The sequence below is a fragment of the Anaerobiospirillum sp. NML120448 genome, from assembly GCF_023050945.1.
In the GTDB taxonomy this organism is placed as follows: Bacteria; Pseudomonadota; Gammaproteobacteria; order Enterobacterales; family Succinivibrionaceae; genus Anaerobiospirillum.
This window is the reverse complement of the sequence record NZ_JALKIM010000033.1, coordinates 12,293-38,226: the sequence shown is the minus strand read 5'-3', so window position 1 is coordinate 38,226 and position 25,934 is coordinate 12,293. Positions and strand designations below refer to the sequence as shown.

15 protein-coding genes are annotated in these 25,934 nt (G+C 43.1%); 7 read left to right on the top strand and 8 right to left on the bottom strand.

Annotated features, from left to right (window positions below; genetic code table 11):
* The 4 genes from MXE38_RS07125 to rpsL all read right to left on the bottom strand — a co-directional run.
* Positions 1 to 346, bottom strand: a 346-nt coding sequence (locus MXE38_RS07125) for a GTP-binding protein (protein WP_246913512.1), incomplete at its 3' end; no start/stop codon positions are given.
* A gap of 302 nt (positions 347 to 648) precedes the next feature.
* The gene (gene fusA / locus MXE38_RS07120; RefSeq protein ID WP_246913510.1) at positions 649 to 2,751 is read right to left on the bottom strand and encodes an elongation factor G; all 2,103 of its coding nucleotides are present in this window, start codon (positions 2,749 to 2,751) and stop codon (positions 649 to 651) included.
* 15 nt (positions 2,752 to 2,766) lie between these two features.
* Complete coding sequence (gene rpsG / locus MXE38_RS07115; protein WP_246913508.1) at positions 2,767 to 3,237, bottom strand: 30S ribosomal protein S7; 471 nt, start codon at positions 3,235 to 3,237, stop codon at positions 2,767 to 2,769.
* Between the two features lie 157 nt (positions 3,238 to 3,394).
* Positions 3,395 to 3,769: a 30S ribosomal protein S12 gene (rpsL, locus tag MXE38_RS07110; RefSeq protein WP_246913506.1), complete on the bottom strand. Its 375-nt coding sequence runs from the start codon at positions 3,767 to 3,769 to the stop codon at positions 3,395 to 3,397.
* Positions 3,770 to 4,469: 700 nt separating this feature from the next.
* Between rpsL and MXE38_RS07105 the strand changes: the two genes are divergently transcribed.
* From MXE38_RS07105 to MXE38_RS07075, 7 genes are all read left to right on the top strand, one after another.
* The gene (locus tag MXE38_RS07105; protein ID WP_246913504.1) at positions 4,470 to 5,441 is read left to right on the top strand and encodes a flagellin; all 972 of its coding nucleotides are present in this window, start codon (positions 4,470 to 4,472) and stop codon (positions 5,439 to 5,441) included.
* A 1,267-nt stretch (positions 5,442 to 6,708) separates the two neighbouring features.
* A complete protein-coding gene (gene glpA / locus MXE38_RS07100; RefSeq protein WP_246913503.1) occupies positions 6,709 to 8,487 on the top strand; it encodes an anaerobic glycerol-3-phosphate dehydrogenase subunit GlpA in 1,779 nt (592 codons plus the stop codon).
* Positions 8,487 to 9,830 carry an anaerobic glycerol-3-phosphate dehydrogenase subunit GlpB gene (gene glpB, locus MXE38_RS07095; RefSeq protein WP_246913502.1) on the top strand — a complete coding sequence of 448 codons (1,344 nt, stop codon included), beginning with the start codon at positions 8,487 to 8,489 and terminating at the stop codon, positions 9,828 to 9,830. The genes glpA and glpB overlap by 1 nt, the downstream gene beginning before the upstream one ends.
* Positions 9,831 to 9,843: 13 nt before the next feature.
* Complete coding sequence (locus MXE38_RS07090) at positions 9,844 to 11,064, top strand: anaerobic glycerol-3-phosphate dehydrogenase subunit C (protein WP_246913501.1); 1,221 nt, start codon at positions 9,844 to 9,846, stop codon at positions 11,062 to 11,064.
* 566 nt (positions 11,065 to 11,630) lie between these two features.
* Positions 11,631 to 13,013, top strand: a complete 1,383-nt coding sequence (glpT, locus tag MXE38_RS07085) for a glycerol-3-phosphate transporter (RefSeq protein ID WP_246913500.1) — start codon at positions 11,631 to 11,633, stop codon at positions 13,011 to 13,013.
* A 368-nt stretch (positions 13,014 to 13,381) separates the two neighbouring features.
* Entirely contained in the window at positions 13,382 to 14,875 is a 1,494-nt protein-coding gene (glpK, locus tag MXE38_RS07080) for a glycerol kinase GlpK (RefSeq protein ID WP_246913499.1), read from the top strand.
* A 3-nt stretch (positions 14,876 to 14,878) separates the two neighbouring features.
* Positions 14,879 to 15,601 carry an MIP/aquaporin family protein gene (locus tag MXE38_RS07075; RefSeq protein WP_246913498.1) on the top strand — a complete coding sequence of 241 codons (723 nt, stop codon included), beginning with the start codon at positions 14,879 to 14,881 and terminating at the stop codon, positions 15,599 to 15,601.
* 67 nt (positions 15,602 to 15,668) lie between these two features.
* On the opposite strand, the gene MXE38_RS07070 is transcribed toward MXE38_RS07075, so the two are convergent.
* The 4 genes from MXE38_RS07070 to rpoB all read right to left on the bottom strand — a co-directional run bounded on the left by MXE38_RS07070 (position 15,669) and on the right by rpoB (position 25,852).
* Entirely contained in the window at positions 15,669 to 16,130 is a 462-nt protein-coding gene (locus MXE38_RS07070) for a hypothetical protein (protein ID WP_246913497.1), read from the bottom strand.
* Positions 16,124 to 16,606 carry a hypothetical protein gene (locus MXE38_RS07065; RefSeq protein ID WP_246913496.1) on the bottom strand — a complete coding sequence of 161 codons (483 nt, stop codon included), beginning with the start codon at positions 16,604 to 16,606 and terminating at the stop codon, positions 16,124 to 16,126. The genes MXE38_RS07070 and MXE38_RS07065 overlap by 7 nt, the downstream gene beginning before the upstream one ends.
* 96 nt (positions 16,607 to 16,702) lie before the next feature.
* The gene (gene rpoC / locus MXE38_RS07060; protein ID WP_246913516.1) at positions 16,703 to 21,082 is read right to left on the bottom strand and encodes a DNA-directed RNA polymerase subunit beta'; all 4,380 of its coding nucleotides are present in this window, start codon (positions 21,080 to 21,082) and stop codon (positions 16,703 to 16,705) included.
* A 288-nt stretch (positions 21,083 to 21,370) separates the two neighbouring features.
* Positions 21,371 to 25,852 carry a DNA-directed RNA polymerase subunit beta gene (gene rpoB / locus MXE38_RS07055; protein WP_246913495.1) on the bottom strand — a complete coding sequence of 1,494 codons (4,482 nt, stop codon included), beginning with the start codon at positions 25,850 to 25,852 and terminating at the stop codon, positions 21,371 to 21,373.
* Positions 25,853 to 25,934: the final 82 nt, after the last annotated feature.

Here is a 25,934-nt window from a genome sequence, read left to right as displayed (position 1 = left end):
TCTGTGGCATTGGGCCGTCGGTAGCAGCACATACTAAGATAGCGCCGTCCATCTGAGCAGCACCAGTAATCATGTTCTTAACGTAGTCGGCGTGGCCTGGGCAGTCTACGTGAGCATAGTGACGGGTCTCGGTGTCGTACTCAACGTGAGAGGAGTTAATGGTAATACCACGAGCCTTCTCTTCTGGAGCGTTATCGATCTGATCGAAAGCACGAACCTCACCACCGAACTTCTCAGCTAAAACCTTGGTTAAAGCTGCAGTTAAAGTGGTCTTACCGTGGTCAACGTGACCGATGGTGCCTACGTTTACGTGTGGCTTAGAACGGACAAACTTCTCTTTTGCCATTTTGATCTACCTATAAAGTGGGTACCCTGTACCCTTCTCGTATTGAATCTGCGATAAGGGAGTCTAGTAATAGATTGAGCTGTTTATTTTACTAAGCAACTTTTTGCTATCAACTAAAAGCTAACCCTTAAATTTATAAGATTATAGCGCAGTATTGAGCATTAAAGGCAATTTTAAGCCCTTAACTAATAAAGAAAGCTCAAATTTTCTTAAAAATTAGGGATAACTATCATTATCCCTAACTTTATTACTTAAAAAATTCTTTTAAGCGTTACTACGCAATTATTGCTTTAAGCTAGTAATTACTTGGTCTGACGAGCAGAGATTACAGCATCAGCGATGTTCTTTGGAGCCTCAGCATAGTGACCGAACTCCATAACGTATGAAGCACGACCCTGAGTTTGAGAACGTAAGTCGGTTGCATAACCGAACATCTCAGCAAGTGGAACCATGGCGCGAACGATCTTACCAGTAGGACCGTCTTCCATGCCTTCTACCATGCCACGACGACGGTTTAAGTCACCGATAACGTCACCCATGTACTCCTCAGGAGTATCAACCTCAACCTTCATTAAAGGCTCGAGTAATACTGGGGTTGCCTTCATGAAGCCAGCCTTGAATGCCATGGAAGCGGCAATCTTGAAGGCCATTTCAGAAGAGTCAACTTCGTGGTAAGAACCGTCGAATACAGTAACCTTAACGTCAACAACTGGGTAGCCAGCGAGAACACCGTTAGCGATCTGCTCTTGAACACCCTTATCAACTGCTGGGATGTACTCCTTAGGAATAACACCACCAACAACCTCGTTGCCGAACTCGTAACCCTTGCCAGCCTCGAGAGGCTCGATACGTAACCAGCAGTGACCGAACTGACCACGACCACCAGACTGACGTACGAACTTGCCTTCCTGCTCAACCTTGGAGCGGATGGTCTCACGGTAAGCTACCTGTGGCTTACCTACGTTGCAGTCAACCTTGAACTCGCGACGCATACGGTCAACGATGATGTCTAAGTGTAACTCGCCCATACCAGAAATAATGGTCTGGCCAGACTCTTCATCGGTGTGAACCTTGAAGGATGGATCTTCTTGAGCAAGACGGTTTAAAGCTAATGCCATCTTCTCTTGGTCAGACTTGGTCTTAGGCTCTACAGCTACGGAAATAACTGGATCAGGGAACTCCATACGCTCTAAGATGATTGGAGCGCTCTCAGCACAAAGAGTATCACCAGTGGTGGTCTCCTTTAAGCCGATAGCTGCAACGATATCACCAGATAAGATTTCCTTGATTTCCTGTCTGTTGTTTGCGTGCATCTGCACTAAACGACCGAAACGCTCACGCTTGCCCTTTACGGAGTTAAGCACGGTATCGCCAGAGTTTGCAACACCAGAGTAGCAACGTAAGAAGGTTAAGTTACCAACGAATGGATCGGTAGCAATCTTGAATGCAAGAGCGGAGAATGGCTCCTTGTCATCGGTCTTACGCTCAGAAACCTCACCATCTAAAGTCTCACCCTTAACTGGTGGAACATCAGCTGGAGATGGTAAGTACATTACAACAGCGTCGAGCATTGCCTGAACACCCTTGTTCTTGAAGGCAGAGCCGCAGCACATTGGAATGATTTCGTTACGTAAGGTACGAGCACGTAAACCACCGATAATTTCTTCCTCGGTGAGCTCCTCACCGCCAAAGAACTTATCCATTAAGGTCTCGTCAGCCTCAGCAGCAGCCTCAACTAACTTAGCACGCCACTCTTCTACTTCCTCAACCATATCAGCTGGAATTTCAGTGTACTCGAAGGTTAAACCTTGATCAGCCTCATTCCAGTCAATGGCCTTACGCTTTAATAAATCTACAACACCTACGAAGGTATCTTCCTTACCGATAGGTAATTGGAGAGGAACAGGGTTACCCTTTAAACGGGTCTTGATCTGCTCTACAACACGTAAGAAGTTAGCACCAGTACGGTCCATCTTGTTAACAAAAGCAAGACGTGGTACGTGGTACTTGTTGGCCTGACGCCATACAGTCTCAGACTGTGGCTGTACACCACCTACAGCACAGTAAACCATCACAGCACCGTCGAGAACACGCATGGAACGCTCTACTTCGATAGTAAAGTCTACGTGGCCTGGGGTATCAATGATGTTGAAGCGGTATTGCTTGTCGAACTGACCAGCCATACCCTTCCAGAAACAGGTGGTAGCAGCAGAGGTAATAGTAATACCACGCTCTTGCTCCTGCTCCATCCAGTCCATGGTAGCAGCACCGTCGTGAACCTCACCTAACTTGTGGCTCTTACCGGTGTAGAACAAAATACGCTCAGTAGTTGTGGTCTTACCAGCGTCAATGTGGGCACTAATACCGATGTTACGATATAAGTTAATAGCTGTAGTACGTGCCATTTAAAAACCTCTTTATTACCAGCGGAAGTGAGCAAAAGCCTTGTTAGCTTCAGCCATACGGTGAACGTCTTCACGCTTCTTAACAGCAGAGCCCTTATTCTCAGAAGCGTCCATCATCTCACCGGCTAAACGTAAAGCCATGGTCTTCTCGTGACGCTTGCGAGCAGCTTCTACTAACCAGCGCATAGCTAAGGCGTTGCCACGAGCTGGACGAACTTCTACTGGAACCTGGTAGGTAGCACCACCAACACGGCGGGACTTAACCTCAACAGCAGGACGAATGTGATCAAGGGCTTCCTCGAACAGGGCGAGGTGTTCCTTGCCACTCTTCTCAGAAATGGTGTCTAATGCGCCATAAACGATACTCTCGGCAATAGACTTCTTACCGTCTAACATTACAACGTTGATGAACTTAGCAAGAAGCTCAGAACCGAACTTTGGATCAGGCAAAATCTTACGCTGACCTACAACACGACGTCTTGGCATTTGTAATTCCTCGTTACTTCAGGGTTTTCCAAAACAAAATAGAAAGTAAATTTAACGAATTTCCGCTGCCCATGCTCATATGCTATGGAGCAGGGGATGTTTGTAGATTACAAACTTTCGTTGGCTTCGTTTGGCCTTACTCTAGCGGGGTTTTCAATTAAGCCTTAGGCTTCTTGACACCATACTTAGAGCGGCGTTGCTTTCTGTCCTTTACACCAGCGCAGTCTAAACGACCACGTAATACGTGATAACGAACACCTGGTAAGTCACGAACACGACCACCACGGATCATTACTACGGAGTGCTCCTGAAGGTTGTGACCCTCACCACCGATGTAAGAGGTAACTTCGTAACCATTGGTTAAACGCACACGGCAAACCTTACGCATAGCTGAGTTAGGCTTCTTTGGCTTGGTGGCGTATACGCGAGTACAAACACCACGCTTCTGTGGGCATGCTTCCAAAGCTGGAACTTTGTTCTTTGGAACAGACTTCACACGTGGCTTGCGTACTAACTGATTGATAGTAGCCATTAAATAAAATCTCCTGTTAGTCTTTAAGATATCAGCTTAAAGACAGACTTTACTGTATTCTTGTAGGCTTGACCTAAGCTTATCCTAGGTTCACATTCAGCCGAACAAGATCCACGTATTCTAATACTCCAATAAAACTAGATCAAGACCACAAAACAAAAATATTTTAAGATTAAATCCCAATTGCAAGCCATTTTCTATCTTGACTATTGCCTATGTTTAAGGCGCTATGGTTTAACTTAGAGAAAATACCATCCAGTAGAAGATGAAGCGTTAAGTCAATTCACATCAATCTCACAAAATAGCACTACTTTTTTAGTTTTAAATTAGCTGCCTATTAAGAGCACATCATAATTATTTTCTGCACCAAGTTTAGATAGATTTATATAGCCTCTCATATTGTAACTAGCGTTTACTTATCTTGAGCTCAAACTATCAGGCAAGTGAGTGAAGGATATAAATCTAAAGAGCTATAAAAATTTTTACCCTCATTATCAAAAGTTTTAAGCAATTGCCGTTAAAATTAATTGATGACTAGTGTAAGTTTTACTGAAACAAAGGCTGTTTATGAGTAAGGCTTTAGTCTGATTTAGGATACAAACTAGTTAAGCATTACTACTTTCACTTTGAACCGCCAAGAGCTCAGGAGAGACGAGTAAAGACTTGGACAGTTTAAGGTGCGTTATTGAGGTCTATCCCCATGGCAGTATTTGTCAATACAAATGTCAGCTCCTTAAATGGTCGCCGCTATCTGGCTAATGTCCAGAATCAACTTACTACAACCTACCAGCGCCTCTCCTCAGGTATGCGCATTAATTCTGCAAAGGACGATGCTGCTGGTTTACAAATTTCCGATCGCCTTACCACCCAAATCAATGGACTTAATCAAGGCAATCGCAACGCTAATGATGGTATTGCGCTCTTACAGACAATTGATGGCGCAGTAGAGGAAATCACAGGCAGTTTACAACGTGCTCGTACTTTATTAGTACAAGCAGCAAATGGCACCAATACCGCAACAGATCTAAAAGCTTTAGAAACTGAAATTGGTACTATGCTCTTACACGGCTCAGCCATCGCTACTGACACCACTTTTGCTGGCAAGAAGATTCTTGAAGGCCACATGAAAAATAATGATGACATTTATGAAAGTGTAGCCAATGGTAAGAACTTCGACCCTGGTATTATGAGATTACAGGTAGGCGCTAATAGCGGTGATGAAATTGTAGCTACTATTAAGAGCTTCTTTATTCCAGAAATTGTTAACGGCACTCAAGTTGACTATAACGGCAGGAAACAAAGTATCGCTGATATTTCTAATGGTGCATTTGTTATTCAGCCAGGCCAAGATAACAGAGCCGATGGCATGTCAGTAAAAATTGCTACTCATGCTGATGCTCGCAATGCTCTTGCTGCTATTGATTTTGTGATTGCTGAGGTCGACTCACGCCGTGCTGAGGTTGGTGCTTATATGAACCGCCTTGAGTCCTCTATTCGCAATCAATCCAACGTTTCAGCCAACCAAGCAGATGCTCGTAGCCGTATTCGTGATGCTGACTTTGCAGAAGAGTCCTCTGCATTAAGCCAACAATCAATCATCCAGCAGGCAGCTACCTCCATGTTGATGCAGGCCAACAGCCGCCCACAACTAGCTCTTTCCATGCTTGGATAAGATTTAAAACTAAACAACCACAAAGAATCCCAGCTCACCATCCTTAGTGTTCTGGGATTTTTTTTGTGCCCACCATCGCCATGCCCCGCCCAAGCCATCAGGTAGCACCACCTCATAAGAGTAATAGCACCAAAATTTACTTGCTGCCGCCCACCTAATACCTACCAACTTATTTCTAGTACTAGCTCTATCTTTAGCTTTAACACTAGCCTCCATACTTTTGCTGCACCAACTACACCAAACCTTATCTAACAGCGCTACGGCTTTTGCCCTACCGCCCTATTGCTTTCTTGCCTTATTGCGATATTGCTCTGTGAATCACTTGTCTTTTTGCTCTATGGTCAGCTTGGGTTGTGCTCTTGCTAGGGGCTTAGGAAGGCTTCAATTAGAGCAGGAGAGCGGGCTGTAGTTGGGGTGAGGAAAAATTTACCAAGACCAATAAATTTCTACCACTAATGATGAAAGTATGATTGGCTTTAGCGTGCATTGTGCGTGCTGTTTGGCATGATTTAAATGTGCTGTTTAATTGCTCAAGTTGCTAGTGGTAGTTAGCCTTAGGATAGGCCTTGAATTTTAGCTTAGCAAATTAGCTAAAAAGTTAGCCTTATTATTGAGAAATGCAGGGGTAAATGGCTATTTAACTGCGTTTGTTAGAGTAGCCTCGATTATCTTATGTAATCTTTTATTTGTAAGATGAGTGGGGCTGATTGTAGTGAAAGTATTGAAGAATTGATATGAGTAATAGCTGCTAATAAGCTGAAAAATGAGTGCCAAAGCGTGCACTTTACAAACGATTTAAACTATTACTTCTTAAGCAGAGATATTAAGTTTTGCCTTAGAAAAAATTACTTTTGCCCAAGTAATTAGCATTATTTTTGTTAAAAAGGTGCACCTTGTTTTAGGGCTATCCCCAATATCGAGCCCAAAATTAAAAATATACTATATTAACCTATATTTATCTTTCATTTTCTGGTTAGTTGGAAGCCAATATCATCGATAGTAAAAGCTTTTAGCGCTATTAAATTCATGCTTTAAAATTCTACTTATTTGACTTTATCAGCTGATAAATAATTGCAGGTAATCGCAAATTTGCTTGTGATAAGAGTCATTTTTCCTGAAAAAAAGGGGCAAAATTATATGTAAATAAATTTTTGATGCAAGTGCTATTTTTAGCAAAAATACAAGTTCAGTAAATTTTTGTGATTTACATCTTATTGTCTGCACTGTTTTGACAAAAAAGCTTAGGTTATTTTTGGGGGCTTTGGTTATGATGATTTCGGATTTTGGAGGATTTGAGATGTTGCAGACCGATGTTGTAATCATAGGTGGCGGAGCCACAGGTGCAGGCATCTTGCGTGATTTATGTTTACGCGGTGTCAAGGCTATCTTGGTTGAACGTGGCGATTTAGGCTGTGGTACCAGCTCACGTTTCCATGGTCTTTTGCACTCAGGTGCTCGTTATGCTGTCAAAGACAAGAATGCTGCAGTAGAGTGCATTGAAGAGAACATGATTCTTCGCAAAATTGCCTCTGCTTGCGTAGAGCCAATTTCATCAATTTTCATTCGCACCCCAGAGGACGATCCTGACTATGAGAGTCAATGGGTTCAAGCATGTGCTCGTGCTGGAATTAGTGCTAAACCTTTGACAATTGAGGAAACTTTGACCCTCGAGCCAAACGTTTCTCCAAAAATTAAATCAGCTTATTTATGCCCTGGTGCTGCAATTGATGGCTTTAGATTGCTTTGGCATATCTTTGATAGCTCCATTAAGCTCGGCGGTAAGGTTTTAACTTACACCAATGTTACTGCCATCAATTCTCGCAATGGCGTGATTGAAGGTGTTACCGTTCAAGATAAGTACACCAAAGAGACTTATCAAATTGGTTGTAAGTACTTAATTAATGCCTCTGGCCCATGGTGTGCTCAGGTTGCTAACTTAGCTGGCATTGATATTAATATCAAACCATCTAAGGGTACTTTAATTGCCTTTAACCACCGTATTAGCACCAATGTAATTCACCGTTTGCACAAGCCTGCTGATGCAGACATTTTCGTTCCTCATGGCACAGTGACTATTTTGGGTACTACCTCTATGGATGCTAACCCAGATGATAATAGCACTACTCAAGATGAAGTTAAGGCCATGATGGAGATTGGTAAGGCTACTTTCGAAAACTTAGAAAAATACCGTATTCTTCGTGTTTTTGCTGGTTGCCGTCCTCTTTATGCAGGTGATGATAAGAATGCCTCTGGTCGTGCCGTCTCTCGTGACTTCGTAGCATTAGACCACGGCCCTCGTGATGGATTACAAAACTTTATGTCTGTTTGTGGCGGTAAGTTTACTACCCACCGTCAAATGGCAGAAAAAGTTTGTAATATGGTTTGCCCTGTGCTTGGCAACCATGCAAAGTGCGTCACTGCAACTGTTCCTTTAGCACCTGAGGCTGATGAACAATTAGTTGAGCGTGCTAAGAAAGTATTCCCTACTTATGGATTGCAGCTTTCTGAAAATCGTCAAGGCGCTGAGCGTTTTGCCAAGATCGTATCTAAGATTGAGCAAGATAAAGAGCAAGGTGAGATTATTTGTGAGTGCGAGAATGTAACTCGTGCTGAAATTGAAATGGTAGCTCAAGAGCCAACCACTCACTCCATTTCTGACTTACGCCGTCGTACCAGATTAGGTATGGGCACTTGCCAAGGAACCTTCTGTACATATCGTGCTGTAGGCACAGTACAAGAAGTTTCAGATCGCTGGGCTAACAACACTAAAGAATTATTTAAAGAATTCTTAGAGGCTCGTTGGAAAGGTATTCGTCCTGTTATGTGGGGCAATCAGATTAAAGATGTTGAATTAACTCGTGGCATTTACGAAGTTTCTTTAAACATTAACCATGAAGATGACACCTTTTTAAATGCTGCCAAACAGACATCAGCTTGTGCTCCTCAAGAACCAAGCGTAGAGAAAACTCCTAAGGCTAAAACTACCAAAGGAGCTAAAGCAGCTAAGACTGCTGACAATACTACCAAGGCTAAGGAGGACAAATAATGGCTAATGTACTTATAGTTGGTGCAGGCATCTCAGGTTTAGTTGCAGCATGTTATGCCGCTAAAGCAGGCCATCAAGTTAAAGTTCTCTCTTATGGTCAAGGTGCTCTTACTGTAGCAGGCGGTATTATCGACCTTTATGGTTATGATCAAAATGGTAACTTAGTAACAGATCCTCTTGAGCATATTGCTACCTTACCAAAGCCACATCCATATGCTTTAGTTGGCACTAAGCGTGTTGAAGAGGCCATTGAGGCTTTTAAAGAACTTACTGCTTCACAAAACTATATATATGTAGGCGATGGTCATCATAACCAAAAAGTACCTACTGCAATTGGCTCATTTAAGCCATCATGCTTAATTCCACCAAGTGTTGAGTCTGATGCTATTTTTGAGCGCCCAAAGATTGTAGTAGTCGGTTTTGAACTTTTAAAAGATTACTATCCAAAACTAATTGCTAAAAACTTACAGCACTTCTTTGGTGACAAGAAAGAAGTTTCTATTAAGCAAGTAATGCTTCACTGGCCATCAGGTCGTAATTATCGTGATGTTAGTGCTTTAGATATTGCTCGTGAGTTAGAAACAGATTTAGGCCGCTTAAACTTTGTTGAGCAATTAAAAGGTGCTTGTGGCCCTGATACAGCTTTAATCATTCCTCCAGTATTAGGAGAGCGGCCAGAGCTATCTGCCTCTATTCAAAAAGACTTAGAGCAGCGCTTAAATACTAAATTAGTTGAGGTTTCTTCTATTCCTCCATCAGTAACAGGTTTACGTTTAGATAAATTACTACGTAATGCTTGTTTCTCTTTAGGAGTAGACATTGTAGAAAAAGCTCAAGTAATTGGTTTTACCTCTCAGGCTGATGAGGTAGCTAATTTAGAAGCTAATAAAGTACCAACTGCATCTAAAGTATGCAGAACTTTAATCACTGGTGGTTTTGGCCATACTCATGAATATAAGGCTGATGCTGTAATTGTTGCTACTGGTGGTTTCTTTAGCTCAGGTTTAGTAACCCAAATGGGACGCATGTATGAGCCAATCTTTGGCTTGGAAATTAAAGTCCCAGAAGATCAAAAGGATTGGTCACACCAATATCTTTTCTGTGGCAAGCCACAGCCTTTTGCCTCTTATGGAGTTGCAGTAAACGAAAACTTACAGCCTGTTGATCCTACAGGTGAAGTAGTTTTATCTAATGTTCAATTTATTGGACGTAGCTTACAAGGCTATGATTTCTGCTTTGAAAAGTCAGGTAATGGTGTAGCCATCACAACTGCTTACCATGCAGTAAAACAACTTGATGAAATCTTGGCTCAAACCAAAGCTTTATCTGACTCATTGTTCTAGGAGGTGGTGATTTATGTTACCAAAGATTAAACACGATAATCCTGATGCATGCATCAGCTGTAATATCTGTCTGACCTCCTGTCCAGTGGCCAAGGCATCTAGACTTTATCGTGGCCCAAAACTTAATGGACCTGCACTGACTCGTCTTCGTAAATTAGTAGAAGACGACGATCCAATGGTTAAGTATTGCTCTAACTGCAAAAACTGCGATCGTGTTTGTCCATCAGGCACCTCTATTTCTGCCTTTAATATGAAGGCACGTGCCGAGTACTTTAAGAACAATAAGCATGATTTAGCTGACTTGATTCTCGGTAATAACGAGAACATGGGTAAGCTTATGACCTCTATCCCATTTATTTCTGGCCCAGCTGCCAACTTGGGTATGAAGGTCGCTCGTGTAACCAAGATGATTGAGCGTATTGGTGTAACCTCAGACGCTCCACTTCCAAGTTACGCTGCAATGAATTTTGCTACCCGCTTTAAGATGATTAAGCAGCCTAGCTGCTCTACTAAAGTATTGTTCTTCCCAGGCTGCTATGTTAACTACAACGAGCCTGAGTTAGGTGTGACTTTAGTTGAAGTCTTAAATCGTAATAATGTTGAAGTCATTTTAGATAAAAGACTAATGTGCTGTGGCTCTCCTATCTTATCTACAGGTTATTTAGATAAGGTGGAAAAGCATGCCGTCAATAATGTAGCAATCTTAAAAGAATATGCTCAAAAGGGTATCGACATTATCACCACTTGTACTACTTGCTCCCTATTCTTAAAGCAAGAGTATGAGGAGCTCTTTAACTTGCCTGAGATTCATGATTATAAAGATCATGTATGGGATGCTATGGAGTATCTAATGATGCGCAATAGTAAGGGCGCATTAGTTAAGAGCTTTGGTGCTGTTAAAGCCAATGTTGCCTATCATACCCCTTGCCACTTAAGGGTTCAGGGTATGGGCCGTCCATCTTTAGATCTTTTACGCTTCATCCCTGGTGTAGAAGTTGAAGATCTACAAGCTGGCTGCTGTGGTTTATCTGGTGTTTATGGTTATAAGAAAGACACTGCCCCTATAGGTAAGATTATTGGCACTACTTTGCGTAATAAACTTACTGATTCTGATGCTGATTTTGGTATTTGTGAGTGCAACATTTGTCGTCTCCAAATGCAAAATGGCACCCATAAGAGCGCTAAACATCCATTGTACTTAGTTTTAGAGTCATACAAAAAGCGCTCAAGCTAATATGAATACTCCTGATAAGTAAGTGGTGCTGAGCTTACTTATCAGTAATTTAACATCCAACTAAGAACTAAGTTAGGCTTGGTTTAGGTATCCAAGCCAATCTTGCATGTTGGATGAATTGTGCTGATTTTGAGACCAAGCCAAGTCTCAAACTAGTAGCAATAGGCTGTGCGCCTAATTCGTTATTTTTGTTCCTGTTAAATAACTGTTTTGCGTATAGCTTATTTGCTGCTAGCCATTACTCCGCTAATACGGGGTTGTTGGCTGTTTCTTGTTGTTGATATAAGCACCCTATTTAGATGCTTAAGACTATAAGGTTTTACGCTTTAGTTCAAAGCCAAGCTTTATCAATAAAAACTAATGAGCTTTATGAGATCCTCTTAACTCTAATGTTTTTATCAATAAGGCGATGTTTTGAGGCACAGCGCAACTCTTACGAGCTTTATATCTAAGTTCTTTTTTTGTCCTCAGAGCTTAATTTGTAAAGTTCACTTATGCCTGAGCATAAGGTAGTTATAAGTATTCTTCTGCTTGTGTTGTTGATTATGGGTGCAAAGGAGTAATTCATGCTCAAATTCTTACAGCCTGCTGCTCATATCGCAAGGCTACCAGCAGATCAAATTGATCCTGTGTACAAGAAGCTGCGCTGGCAGATCTTCATGGGTATTTTCTTTGGTTATGCTGCTTACTACTTAGTACGTAAAAACTTTGCCCTTGCTATTCCTTATTTACAGGAAGAGGGCTTTACCAAAGCCGACCTTGGTTTTGCTTTATCAGCAATTTCTATTGCTTATGGCTTCTCCAAGTTTATTTCAGGCTCTTTCTCTGACCGCTCTAACCCAAGAGTGTTCTTGCCTTTAGGCTTGATTCTCTCTGGTGGCATTATGCTCTTAATGGGCTTAGTACCATGGGCCACTTCATCCATTACTGTGATGTTCGTGCTCTTATTCTTATGCGGTTGGTTCCAAGGCATGGGTTGGCCACCATGTGGTCGTACCATGGTTCACTGGTGGAGCCAAAAAGAGCGTGGTGGTATCGTTTCTGTTTGGAACTGTGCTCACAACATCGGCGGCGGTTTACCTCCATTACTCTTCTTATGGGGTATGTATTTATTCTCCGATTGGCATAGTGCTTTCTATATGCCAGCTATCGGTACCTTCATCGTAGCCGTATTTGCATATATGACTATGCGTGATACTCCACAGTCTTGTGGCTTACCACCAATTGAAGAGTATAAGAACGATTATCCAGCTGATTACTCTGCTAAGAGCGAAGAGGAAATCAGTGCTAAGCAGATCTTCATGACCTATGTTTTACCTAACAAGGCCTTATGGTTGATTGCTATTGCTAACGTATTTGTTTACTTATTACGTTACGGTGTTCTTGACTGGTCTCCTGCTTACTTACGTGAAATCAAGCACATGACCTTAGACACCTCATCTTGGGCTTACTTCTTCTATGAGTATGCAGGTATCCCAGGTACTTTATTCTGCGGTTGGGTATCTGACCGCGTATTTAAGGGCAACCGTGCTGTAACTGGCGTATTCTTCATGGTTCTCGTAACCATTGCTACTGCTGTGTTCTACTTAAACCCAGCTGGCCACGCCACTATCGACATGGTATGTATGATTACCATCGGCTTCTTAATTTATGGCCCTGTTATGCTCATCGGCTTACACGCTTTAGAGCTTGCCCATAAGAAAGCTGCTGGTACAGCAGCTGGATTTACTGGATTATTCGGCTACTTAGGTGGCTCAGTAGCAGCCTCAGCCTTAATGGGTTGGACTGTTGAGCACTTCGGTTGGGATGCTGGCTTTGGTATCTTAATCGGTGGTTCAGCCATCAGCGTAGTATTACTTTTAATTGTTGCTTTCACTGAGAAGTCTCACAAGGCTAAGCTCGAGGCACAACATGCTGCTGAGCAGGCTGCAAAGCAAGATAATCAGTAATAATTTGCCAAAAATACATCATTAACCTAGGTGGTTCCAATACCACGTTCCCTGAGGCTCACGCTACAGCCTCAGGGTCCTACCCATAAAGCTTTAGCCTTTATCAAAGTAGCGCCCCATGTCTTTTTGCTCTTGGTTTTTTTTAGGGAAAAACATTAAAGATGCCAAGAGCAAGAGGATATAACTCTTGAAAATTCATTAAATTTACATGCTTAATGAAAAAATACTAAGGCTTAAGGAACCTTAGTATCAGCCTATAACTAGTATCTTAAAGCTTTTATAGGCTCATATTCATCTCCCTGATCTTCATATCACTAGTAGCGAAGGAGATGAGTTATCTATGGATTGTTTATTTTTGAGGAATCACTATGGCTAAGTACGTAATGGCTTTAGATGCCGGCACCACCAGCAATCGTTGTATTTTATTCAATCAAAAGGGTGAAGTTTGCTCCGTTGCACAGCGTGCTTTTACACAATACTTCCCTAAGCCAGGTTGGGTTGAGCACGATGCTGATGAAATTTGGGCATCTCAATTAGGCGTGGCCGTTGAGGCTTTAAATAAGATTTCCGCTAAGGCAGAAGACATTGCAGCTATTGGTATTACCAACCAGCGTGAAACTGCTATTGTTTGGGATAAGAACACAGGTGAGCCAATCTACAATGCTATTGTTTGGCAATGCCGTCGTACTTCAGCTTACTGTGACTCTTTAAAAGAAAAGGGCTTAACCGACAAGTTCAGAGAGAAGACAGGTCTTGTTATTGACGCTTACTTCTCTGGCACCAAGATCAAGTGGATCTTAGATAATGTTGAAGGTGCTCGTGAGCGTGCAGAAAAGGGTGAGCTCTTATTCGGTACCGTTGATACTTGGCTTATTTGGAAACTTACTAAGGGTAAGGTTCACGTAACTGACTACTCCAACGCCTCCCGTACCATGCTCTTTAACATTAAAGACCTTTGCTGGGATGAGGAAATCTTAAAAGAATTAAATATTCCTCGTTGCATGCTTCCTGAGGTTAAGCCATCTTCTTGCGTCTATGGCTCTACTGATTACTTTGGTGGTGAAGTTAAGATTGCAGGTGCTGCAGGTGACCAGCAGGCTGCCTTATTTGGTCAAACTTGCTTTAACGCTGGTGAGGCTAAGAATACTTATGGTACTGGCTGCTTCTTACTTATGAACACTGGCGAGAAGCCTGTATTCTCCAAGAATGGCTTAGTTACCACTATTGCTTGGGGTATCGATGGCAAGGTTAACTACGCCTTAGAAGGCTCTATCTTCGTAGCTGGTGCTGCTATTCAGTGGTTACGTGATGAAATGCGCCTTATCGATTCTTCTATCGACTCTGAGTACATGGCCTCCAAGGTATCAGACACCAATGGCTGCTATGTAGTTCCAGCTTTCACTGGCTTAGGTGCTCCACACTGGGATCAATATGCTCGTGGTACTATCGTTGGTATTACTCGTGGTGTTAATAAGTCCCACATTATTCGTGCAACCTTAGAGTCTTTAGCTTATCAGACCCATGATGTTATCACCGCTATGAAGGCTGACTCCAACATCGATCTTCGCTCCTTAAAGGTTGACGGTGGTGCTAGTGCTAACAACCTCTTAATGCAGATTCAGTCTGATATTATTGCTGCTCCAGTATTACGTCCTAAGTGCGTAGAGACTACCGCTATGGGTGCTGCCTACTTAGCTGGTCTTGCTGTAGGCTATTGGTCAAGCAAGGAAGATGTTATCCAGAACTGGGCTATTGACCGTGTCTTTGAGCCTTCTATTGGTGAAGAGGATCGTGCTAAGCGTATTAAGGGCTGGAACAAGGCTCTTACCTATGCACACGGCTGGGCAAAAGATGAGGATTAAGCCATGTTACCATACGTTTCTGAGTTTGTAGGTACTGCGCTTCTTATCCTTTTAGGTACCAGCGTAGTAGCTAACGTTAATCTTAAAAAGTCAGGCATGAGTGGCGGTGGTGTAGTAGTTATCACCATTGCATGGGGTCTTGCAGTTATGATCCCAGCCTATATCTTCGGTGCAGCCTCTGGTGCTCACTTTAACCCAGCTTTAACTGTTGCTTTAGCTGTTAATGGTACCTTCCCTTGGGAAATGGTTCCTGGTTACTTTGTAGCTCAAATGGCTGGTGGTTTCTTAGGTGGTGTGTTAATGCACAGCCTCTTTAAGGATCACTTAGACGCAGAAGAGAATGTCAAGATGAAGCTTGGTGTATTCTGCACCTCTCCATCAATGCCAAACATGTTCCGTAACTTCTTATCTGAGACCATCGGTACCTTTGTTTTAGTATTCGCTATCTTAGGTATTGCTCAGGTTCCAGGTTTAGCTACTGGTTTAGATAAGATCTTCGTATTCGGTATCATCGTGTCCATTGGTATGTCCATGGGCGGTTTAACTGGCTATGCTATTAACCCAGCTCGTGATATGGGCCCTCGTTTAGCTCACTTTGTATTACCAATTAAGGGCAAAGGCGACTCTAACTTCCGCTATGGTATGGTTCCTTTTACCGCTCCATATGTTGGTGGTATCTTAGCCGTGATTGTATACAACGCAATCCCATGGGCTCCAGCAGCCTAATAGATTAACTACTAAGTATAAGAAACTTATTTTTAAAAGAGGGACTCAGGTCCCTCTTTTTTTATCTTTAAAGCCAAATCACATGCTCGCTTTGCGACACTATATGATTAAAGTCTTGATAAGTGATAGCATTTATAAAAGGCAGCTTGTGCAACAGCACAGCCAAATTATCACTACTTTGATCATTGACAGTACAAGCACTACAAGGCACCTCAAACAAATCAAGTTGTTTAAACTTTTTAATCAAACTTTCATCATCAAGAAAGCTACTATTCTTATCTATCAAAAATAGCCCCTGCACTTCCATTTGCACATCAGCAGCATTTAAGAGCAACATCAAAGCATGTTCATAATCTAAGGATAGCTCAGACTCCCACCCACAGTTTTGCCCAGCACTGCCCTGTGCTGCAGCGCATGGCAAAGTGCCACTTGACGCTGCTACGCTTGGCGCTGCTACGCTTGGCGCTGGCCAAGCAAGTTGTGCTAAATCTTGTGATAGCCCAGAAAAAACTACACAAAGCTTTACCATATCACAACCTCCTCAATAGGTCCGTTAATCACAGACAAGACCTCCATATAACCAGTTAAAGCTAAACCATCAAAAGTACTAAGCTTACTATCTTGATAAAAACGCTTGGCTGCCATACCACAAACCAATAAGCTAATTCCCTCTTGTTGAGCCCATTGCCTATAGCGCATCCCCAGCTCGTCCAGCACCTCAAACAGCACTTGCCCCTCGTGGGCATAAGCACCTGCACTAGCAGCTGCGCCAGTGCCAGAGATAGCAGCTGCGCTTGCGCAGGTGCTATCTGGGGCAGTGGCGCTTAAATATGAGCTTAGCAAGGCGCTAGGCTTTAGGGCTGCTAAGGGAGCTGATGAGCCCATAAAAATGATTTTGCTAAATAAACCATGGTAATTAGGCTTAGTAAATAAAGCTAACAAGGTCTGATGAGCCTGTGGAACATACCAAGGGGCATTAATAATTAAGGAGCGTTGAGGAGCCATAGTATTTTCCTAAGATAAAAAAAATGACCATGATCGTAACTGACCATGGTCATCTTAAACCATAAGTACCCCCTAAGCTAACTTAGGGGCACTTAATTAGATGCTATCGGCATTAGTAGAACCTAAAGCGCTAGCATAATTTAAGCTATCTAAAGCCTCACCAATTTGCTTTTCTACCTCAGCATTGCTTACGTTTGGATCAATGCTTTCATTTCTAAGCTTGGTACGAGCAATCTCTTCGCGACGCTGCTGGTGATACTTAAAGCCAGTACCTGCTGGGATTAAGCGACCAACAATAACGTTCTCCTTAAGACCACGTAACTCATCAACCTTACCAGCAACAGAAGCCTCAGTAAGAACACGAGTAGTCTCTTGGAAGGATGCAGCAGAGATAAAGGACTCGGTAGATAAGGAAGCCTTGGTTAGACCCATCAAGATATGACGGTACTTAACTTCACGCTTGCCCTCGGCACGTAAACGCTCGTTAACAGTGCGTACGTATGCTACCTCAGCCTGCTCATCCTTGATAAACTCGGTAGAATCACCTGGGTCCAATACCTCGCACTTGCGGAGCATCTGACGAACGATAACTTCAATGTGCTTATCGTTAATCTTTACACCCTGGAGACGGTAAACGTCTTGAACTTCGTTAACAATGTAGTTAGCAACAGCGTTAACGCCACGTAATCTCAAGATGTCGTGTGGTGACTCAGGGCCTTCAGCGATCATTTCGCCCTTCTGAACCTTTTCACCTTCGAATACGTTGAGGTTACGGTTGAGGTTAATCATTTCCTCGTACTGCTCAACTGGCATACCAATCTCATTGACGGTGCCTGGCTCTGGAGTAATGATTAAGCGACGCTTAGACTTGGTTTCCTTACCGAAGGATACAGTACCAGAGATCTCAGCCAAGATTGCAGGCTCTTTTGGAGAACGAGCTTCAAACAAGTCAGCAACACGTGGAAGACCACCAGTAATATCCTTAGTACCACCAGCCTGTTGAGGAATACGAGCGATAATATCACCGATATTAATCTCAGCGCCGTCAACTAACTGAACAATGGCCTTACCCTGAAGCATGTACTGAGCAGGAACAGTAGTACCTGGAATCATTACATCATTGCCATCTTGATCAACGATCTTAACGGCTGGACGCTTATCCTTACCTTGAGAAGGACGTGCACCAATTTCACGAACTTCAATGGAGGAAATACCTAAAGCCTCATCTTCCTTCTTATCAACGGTAATACCCTCGATAATATCGATGAACTTCAAGCGACCATGCACTTCAGAAATAATTGGGTGGGTGTGAGGGTCCCAGCGTGCTACTACAGTACCAGCCTTAACCTCTTGACCATCCTTAACCTCAAAGATAGAGCCGTATGGAATCTTATGGCTTTCCTTAGAAGCGCCAAACTCATCCATAACTAATAACTCACTTTGACGTGAAGTTACAACTTCCTTGCCATCAGTATTGGTTACAGTCTTAGAGTTCAAGATACGGATAGTACCTGAATTCTTAACTGTAGCACCAGACTCAGCTACGGCACGAGATGCTGCACCACCAATGTGGAAGGTACGCATGGTAAGCTGGGTACCAGGCTCACCAATGGACTGAGCAGCGATAACACCAACAGCCTCACCTGCGTTAACAATATGACCACGAGCCAAGTCACGGCCATAGCACTTAGCACAAACGCCGTACTTAGTGTTACAGGTAATTGGAGAACGAACCTTAACACGCTCGATCTTGTACTCTTCTAATAAGGTACAGCACTTCTCATCTAATAATGTGCCAGCAGGTAATAAGACTTCCTTAGAACCTGGCTTTAATACATCATCAGCTAAGGTACGACCTAATACACGATCACGTAAGTTCTCAATTACGTCACCACCACTTACGTGTGGAGTGATCTCTAAGCCCTCAGTAGTACCGCAATCGTCCTCGGTAATTACTAAGTCTTGAGCTACGTCTACTAAACGACGGGTTAAGTAACCAGAGTTTGCAGTCTTAAGAGCAGTATCAGCAAGACCCTTACGAGCACCGTGGGTTGAAATGAAGTACTGTTGTACGTTCAAGCCTTCACGGAAGTTAGCGATAATTGGGGTTTCAATAATGGAACCATCTGGGGTAGCCATCAGACCACGCATACCAGCTAACTGACGAATCTGAGCTGGAGAACCACGAGCACCAGAGTCAGCCATCATATAGATGCTGTTAAAGGAAGCCTGCTTCTCATCTTCGCCTAAGATATTGGTTGCAGTCTCAACGCTAAGGTTAGCCATCATAGCCTTCATAACCTTATCGTTAGCGTTAGACCAAATATCAATAACCTTGTTATAACGCTCGCCTTGAGTAATCTGACCATTATCAAATTGCTGTTGAATGGACAATACTTCCTTTTGAGCAGCAGCAATAATAGTCTGCTTCTCCTTAGGAATTAACATATCGTCAACGCAAACAGAAGAACCTGAAATAGCAGCGTTACGGAAACCAGTGTACATGACACGGTCAGCAAACATTACAGTGTCCTTTAGACCTAATAAGCGATAGCAAGTATTTAACAAGCCAGCAATACGCTTCTTACCTAAAGGCTGGTTGGAAACCTTAGTAAACCAATTTTCTTGGGTTAAGATTTCCTTAATGTTGGCACTCTTAAGCTCATCTGATGGAGGATCGATGAAGTCATAAGACATACCACGTGGCAAGATTAAAGAAAGAATAGCACGACCAATAGTGGTTAAACGAAGCTCATTCTTATCCTCGTACTCGCCAGTTTCTGGATTCTTAACAGAATAAGAGATACGACAAGCCACACGAGCCTGCATATCAGCAACACCAGACTTGTAAACACGCTCAGCCTCATAGGCATCAGAGAGGATCATACCCTCACCCTTTGCGCCAACACGAGACTTAGTCATGTAGTAAAGACCTAAAACCACGTCCTGTGCAGGAACGATGATTGGGTCACCAGAGGCTGGAGATAAGATGTTATTGGTTGACATCATTAACGCACGAGCCTCAAGCTGAGCCTCAAGAGTTAATGGAATGTGAACCGCCATCTGGTCACCGTCGAAGTCAGCGTTGAAAGCTGGACATACTAGAGGGTGAAGACGGATAGCCTTACCTTCAATTAAGATAGGTTCGAAAGCCTGAATACCTAAACGGTGTAAGGTCGGAGCACGGTTTAATAATACAGGATGCTCACGAATTACCTCGTCAAGTACGTCCCATACTATTGCATCCTCACGGTCTACCATCTTCTTGGCAGCCTTGATAGTAGCAGCATGACCACGGATCTCTAAACGACCATAGATGAATGGCTTGAATAACTCTAAAGCCATCTTCTTTGGAAGACCGCATTGGTGTAAACGTAAGTTAGGACCACAGGTAATTACAGAACGACCAGAGTAGTCTACACGCTTACCTAACAAGTTCTGACGGAAGCGACCTTGCTTACCCTTAATCATGTCAGCTAAGGACTTTAATGGACGCTTGTTAGAACCGCTAATAGCGCGACCACGACGACCGTTATCCATTAAAGCATCAACGGACTCTTGTAACATACGCTTTTCGTTACGTACGATAATTTCAGGAGCCACTAAGTCTAAAAGACGCTTTAAACGGTTGTTACGGTTGATCACACGACGGTATAAATCATTGAGATCGGAAGTAGCAAAACGACCGCCATCAAGTGGAACTAATGGACGTAAATCAGGTGGAAGAACTGGTAGCACAGTTAAGATCATCCACTCTGGCTTGTTGCCTGAGTGAACAAAAGCTTCCATAAGCTTTAAGCGCTTGGCATACTTCTTACGGTTGGACTCTGAGGAGGTGGTATCTAATGCCTCACGTAAGACAGAGATTTCCTCTTGTAAATCCATGTTCTGTAAGATTTCTAAGATAGCCTCAGCACCCATCTTAGCGGTAAAGTCATCACCGAAGAGCTCAAGAGCATTCATGTACTCTTCTTCGGTTAATAACTGACGGCTCTCAAGGCCAGTCATACCAGGATCGGTAACTACATAGCTCTCGAAATAAAGTACGCTTTCAATATCACGTAACTTCATATCAAGAATTAAACCGATACGAGAAGGTAAGGACTTTAAGAACCAAATATGAGCAACTGGGGAAGCAAGCTCAATGTGACCCATACGCTCACGACGTACTTTGGCCTGAGTTACTTCTACGCCACACTTATCACAAATAGTGCCACGGTGCTTTAAGCGCTTGTACTTACCGCAAAGACACTCATAATCTTTAACTGGGCCGAAAATCTTGGCACAGAATAAACCATCACGCTCTGGCTTAAAGGTACGATAGTTAATAGTCTCTGGCTTCTTAACCTCACCATAAGACCATGCACGAATCATTTCTGGGGATGCCAGACCAATCTTGATGGCGTCAAAATCCTCAAGCTTTTGCTTGAGTGCATTGTTGCTACGATTTGCAAGCTTGCCAAAAGATCCAGCAATGCTTAGATCAATGTCAAAATCGTCGTCCTTCTTAGCGGCCTCAGCTTGGTTATTTAAGCTCTCTAATAGAACTTCATCTTGACCGTTTTCTTGGATACTCACAACAGTTTCTCCTGCGAAGTGATAATCGGAGGTAATTATGCTTTGCTCAATAAACGCATTGCTAATTAACCTCTGCAAAAGAGCGCTATGACAATAGATTAATCACAGCGCCCCTAAGCCCCCTTAATCAGCTACTAAAACAGTTAACTACGAGCTAACTACAAGCTAATTAAGGGGCGGTGGCAATTAGTCTTTGCGAACTAGGTCAATATTAATACCTAGTGAGCGGATTTCACGGAGCAATACATTGAAGGACTCAGGGATGCTTGCCTCCATCTTATATGCGCCATCTACGATGTTCTTATACATCTTGGTTCTGCCGTTTACGTCGTCAGACTTAACAGTCAACATTTCACGTAAAGTATAAGCAGCACCATATGCCTCAAGAGCCCAAACTTCCATCTCACCAAAGCGCTGGCCACCAAATTGAGCCTTACCGCCTAATGGCTGCTGGGTTACTAAGCTATAAGAGCCAGTGGAACGAGCGTGCATCTTGTCATCAACTAAGTGGTTGAGCTTGAGCATGTACATGTAACCAACAGTTACCTTACGCTCGAAAGCACGACCAGTGGTACCATCAAATAAGGTCATCTGGCCAGACTTAGGAAGACCTGCAAGCTCGAGGAGCTCCTTAATAGATTCTTCAGAGGCACCGTCGAATACAGGGGTTGCTACAGTCATACCGTTACGTAAGTTCTCGGCTAAGACCATAACCTCTTCATCAGACATAGCACTAATGTCTACCTTCTGAGAGGTGTCGCCAAGGTCATAAACCTTTTGCAACATGGCTCTTAACTCACTTAAAGCACGTTGCTCGGTGAGCATCTTATCAATTACTTGACCAATGCCCTTAGCAGCTAAGCCTAAGTGAACCTCAAGAACCTGACCGATGTTCATACGTGAAGGCACACCCAATGGGTTGAGCACGATGTCAACTGGCATACCATGCTCATCAAATGGCATATCCTCGATTGGGCAAATCTTGGAAATAACACCCTTGTTACCGTGACGACCTGCCATCTTATCGCCTGGTTGAATGCGACGCTTAACAGCAAGATAAACCTTAACAATCTTAAGTACGCCAGGGGTTAACTCATCACCATCGGTTAACTTATGACGAATTACGTCATACTTTTCCTTGTACTCAGCACGGTATTCATCGATACGGTTAGCAATATCTTCTAAGTTGCGGTTGGCCTTATCGTCATCAATACGCTGGTTGAAGATTTCAGCATCAGTGAAAGTATCAACTTGCTCACGCTTGAAGCCTACCTTAACTAAGATATTACGTGCCTGGTTTAATAAACCTTCAGTTAAGTAAGAGAACTCCTCGTCAAGGTCCTTACGAGCCTTGGCAAGATGCATCTCTTCAATTTCCTTAGCACGACCGTCCTTTTCAACACCCTCACGAGTGAATACTTGAACGTCAACTACAGTACCAGATACGCCATTTGGTACACGGGTAGAGGTGTCCTTAACCTCGGAAGCCTTCTCGCCGAAAATAGCGCGTAATAACTTCTCTTCTGGGGTTAATTGAGTCTCACCCTTTGGTGTTACCTTACCAACTAAGATATCACCACCAACAACCTCAGCACCTACGTAAACAATACCGCTCTCATCTAACTTAGATAATGCAGCCTCACCTACGTTTGGAATATCAGCAGTGATTTCCTCAGGGCCAAGCTTAGTATCACGTGCAATACAAGAAATTTCTTGAATGTGGATGGTGGTTAAACGATCCTTAGCAGCAACACGCTCGGAAACTAAGATAGAGTCCTCGTAGTTGTAACCATTCCATGGCATGAAGGCGATACGTAAGTTTTGACCTAAAGCAAGCTCACCTAAATCAGTGGAGCTACCGTCGGCTAATACGTCACCAGCCTGAACACGCTCATTAATGTTGACACATGGTCTTTGGTTAATGCAGGTGTTCTGGTTAGAACGGGTGTACTTAATTAAGTTGTAGATATCTACACCTGGATCAGCTACGCCCTGAATTTCGTCCTCGTTAGCACGAACTACAATACGTAAGCCATCAACATGCTCAACTACACCACCACGGCGAGCAATAATTGCTACACCAGAGTCCACAGCTACAGCACGCTCCATACCAGTACCAACGAATGGCTTCTCAGAGCGAACAGTTGGAACAGCCTGACGTTGCATGTTAGCACCCATCAAGGCACGGTTAGCGTCATCGTGCTCCAAGAATGGAATCAAGGCAGCAGCAACGGAAATAACCTGCTGTGGTGAAACGTCCATAAACTGAACATCGCTAGCACGACGAACAGTAGACTCACCCTTGTAACGGCACTGTACGTACTCATCAATAATGTTGCCATTCTCATCTAAATCAGTGTTAGCCTGAGCAATAACATACTGACCTTCATCGATAGCTGATAAGTACTCAAAGTCCTCAGAAACGTGGTTGTTGTTAACACGACGATATGGGGTCTCTAAGAAGCCATAGTCATTGCAACGAGCAAACACAGCCAAGGAGTTAATCAAACCAATGTTTGGACCTTCTGGGGTCTCAATTGGACATAAACGACCGTAGTGAGTTGGGTGAACGTCACGTACTTCGAAGCCAGCACGCTCACGAGTTAAACCACCAGGGCCTAAAGCGGAAATACGTCTCTTATGGGTAACCTCAGATAATGGATTGTTTTGATCCATAAATTGAGATAACTGAGAAGAGCCGAAGAATTCCTTAATAGCAGCAGAAATTGGCTTGGCGTTAATTAAGTCTTGTGGAGAGATGCTATCTAAGTCACCTAAAGATAAACGCTCCTTAACAGCACGCTCAACACGTACTAAACCAATACGGAATTGGTTTTCGGCCATTTCGCCTACGCTACGGATACGACGGTTACCTAAGTGATCGATATCATCGATAGTCTCTTTACCGTTACGGATACGTACTAAGTAACGCATTACCTTAATAATGTCGTTATTAGATAAGGTACCGCGATAGAGCTCATCACGCTCACGCTCAAGAACTAAATCCTTACCCTTAGCACCAGATACGCTAGCATCAAGCTTAGCTACATTGGTGGTACGGCCTACTAAGGCATCTAAAGGTAAAATTACGCAGCGCTCAAGCTCAATAGCCTCGCCATCCTTAGGAGCAATAGTAACGTTCTTAAATACAAAACGCTCAGAGGCCTTAACCTTAGGATCTGGATTGGCCTTGTAGAGTAGACCATCTAAGAAGTCTAAGAGCTTATCACCACAGCGAGCTGGGGTAGCTGCTGGGATGCACTGAGCATCTGCAGCATCTAAATTAGAACGAATTACGCTAATGAAGTTGGCATAGTTGATATAAACATTGTCATCAACTACATAAACGCCAGTCTCATCGCTGTTAACAGCAAATGTTTCATCAGCAAAAGCACGCTCTAAAGCACTCTTAACACGACCGATCTCAACAAAGCGAGAATCGAACTTCATACGACCTACAGAAGATAAGTCGTAACGGTCTTCTGCAAAGAATAAATTGTTAAATAAGGTCTCAGCAGCCTCAGCGGTAGGTGGCTCACCTGGACGCATCATCTTGTAGATTTCAAAGAGAGCGGCCATGCGATCATCCTCATCAGAGGTAAGATCACGTGTGGTGTCATTGCGTAAGGTATCAGCAATGAATGAACCCTCATCAACCTGAGAGGTAAAGAGAATCTCAAATTGCTTTAAGCCTAAAGAAGCAATTAAAGGAAGCTTATCTAAAGTGATTTCGCTATTGGCACCTAAAACTACATTGCCCTCAGAGTCAACATAGTCCTTGGCGATAATCTTGCCAATTAAGTAATCAGCAGGAATTTCGATAAACTTCTGGCCAGCCTTATTAAGTTCACGAATATGGCGAGCAGTAATCTTCTTACCAGACTCAACTAAAACCTTATCGCCTAACTTAATTTCAAAAGAAGCAGTTTCGCCACGAAGTCTCTCTGGCACTAACTCCATAAAGAGCTTGCCATTTTGAATCTCAATAGCAACAGTATCAAAGAAGATGTCTAAGATCTGCTCGGTGTTATAGCCTAAAGCACGTAATAATACAGTGGCTGGTAACTTACGGCGACGGTCGATACGAACGAATAAGCTGTCGCGATGATCAAACTCAAAATCGAGCCATGAACCACGGTAAGGAATGATACGAGCTGAGAATAAAACACGACCTGGGTGAGTCTTACCTTTATCGTTGTCAAAGAATACACCAGGAGAACGATGTAACTGAGAAACAACAACACGCTCAGTACCGTTGATAATGAAGGTACCATTTTCGGTCATTAATGGGATTTCGCCCATGTAGACCTCTTGGTCAAACTTCTCTTTAACAGTCTTTGGAGCATCCTTCTCGTAACGGATCAGACTTAAATTAACCCTGAGAGGAGCAGAATAAGTGGTACCACGAATCATGCACTCTTGTACATTAAACTTAGGTACACCTAACTTAAAACTATTGTAGCAGAGCTCAGCATTTCCCGAGAATGACTTAATAGGGAACACACTCTTAAACGCAGCAACTAAACCATTTTCATTTTGTGGATCAGAGCTGATAAATTGTTTAAAGGAATCAAGCTGAACGGCAAGGAGATATGGAGTGTCTAGCACTTTAACTCTCTTACCAAAATCCTTACGGATGCGCTTTTGCTCAGTATACGAGTAGACCATGGAATGGGGATCCTCAGGTTGATCTTTGTCGCGGTTGAGGGGCTGATGCAGCCACCTGCCCTGCTTGCTACAAGCTAGCCAA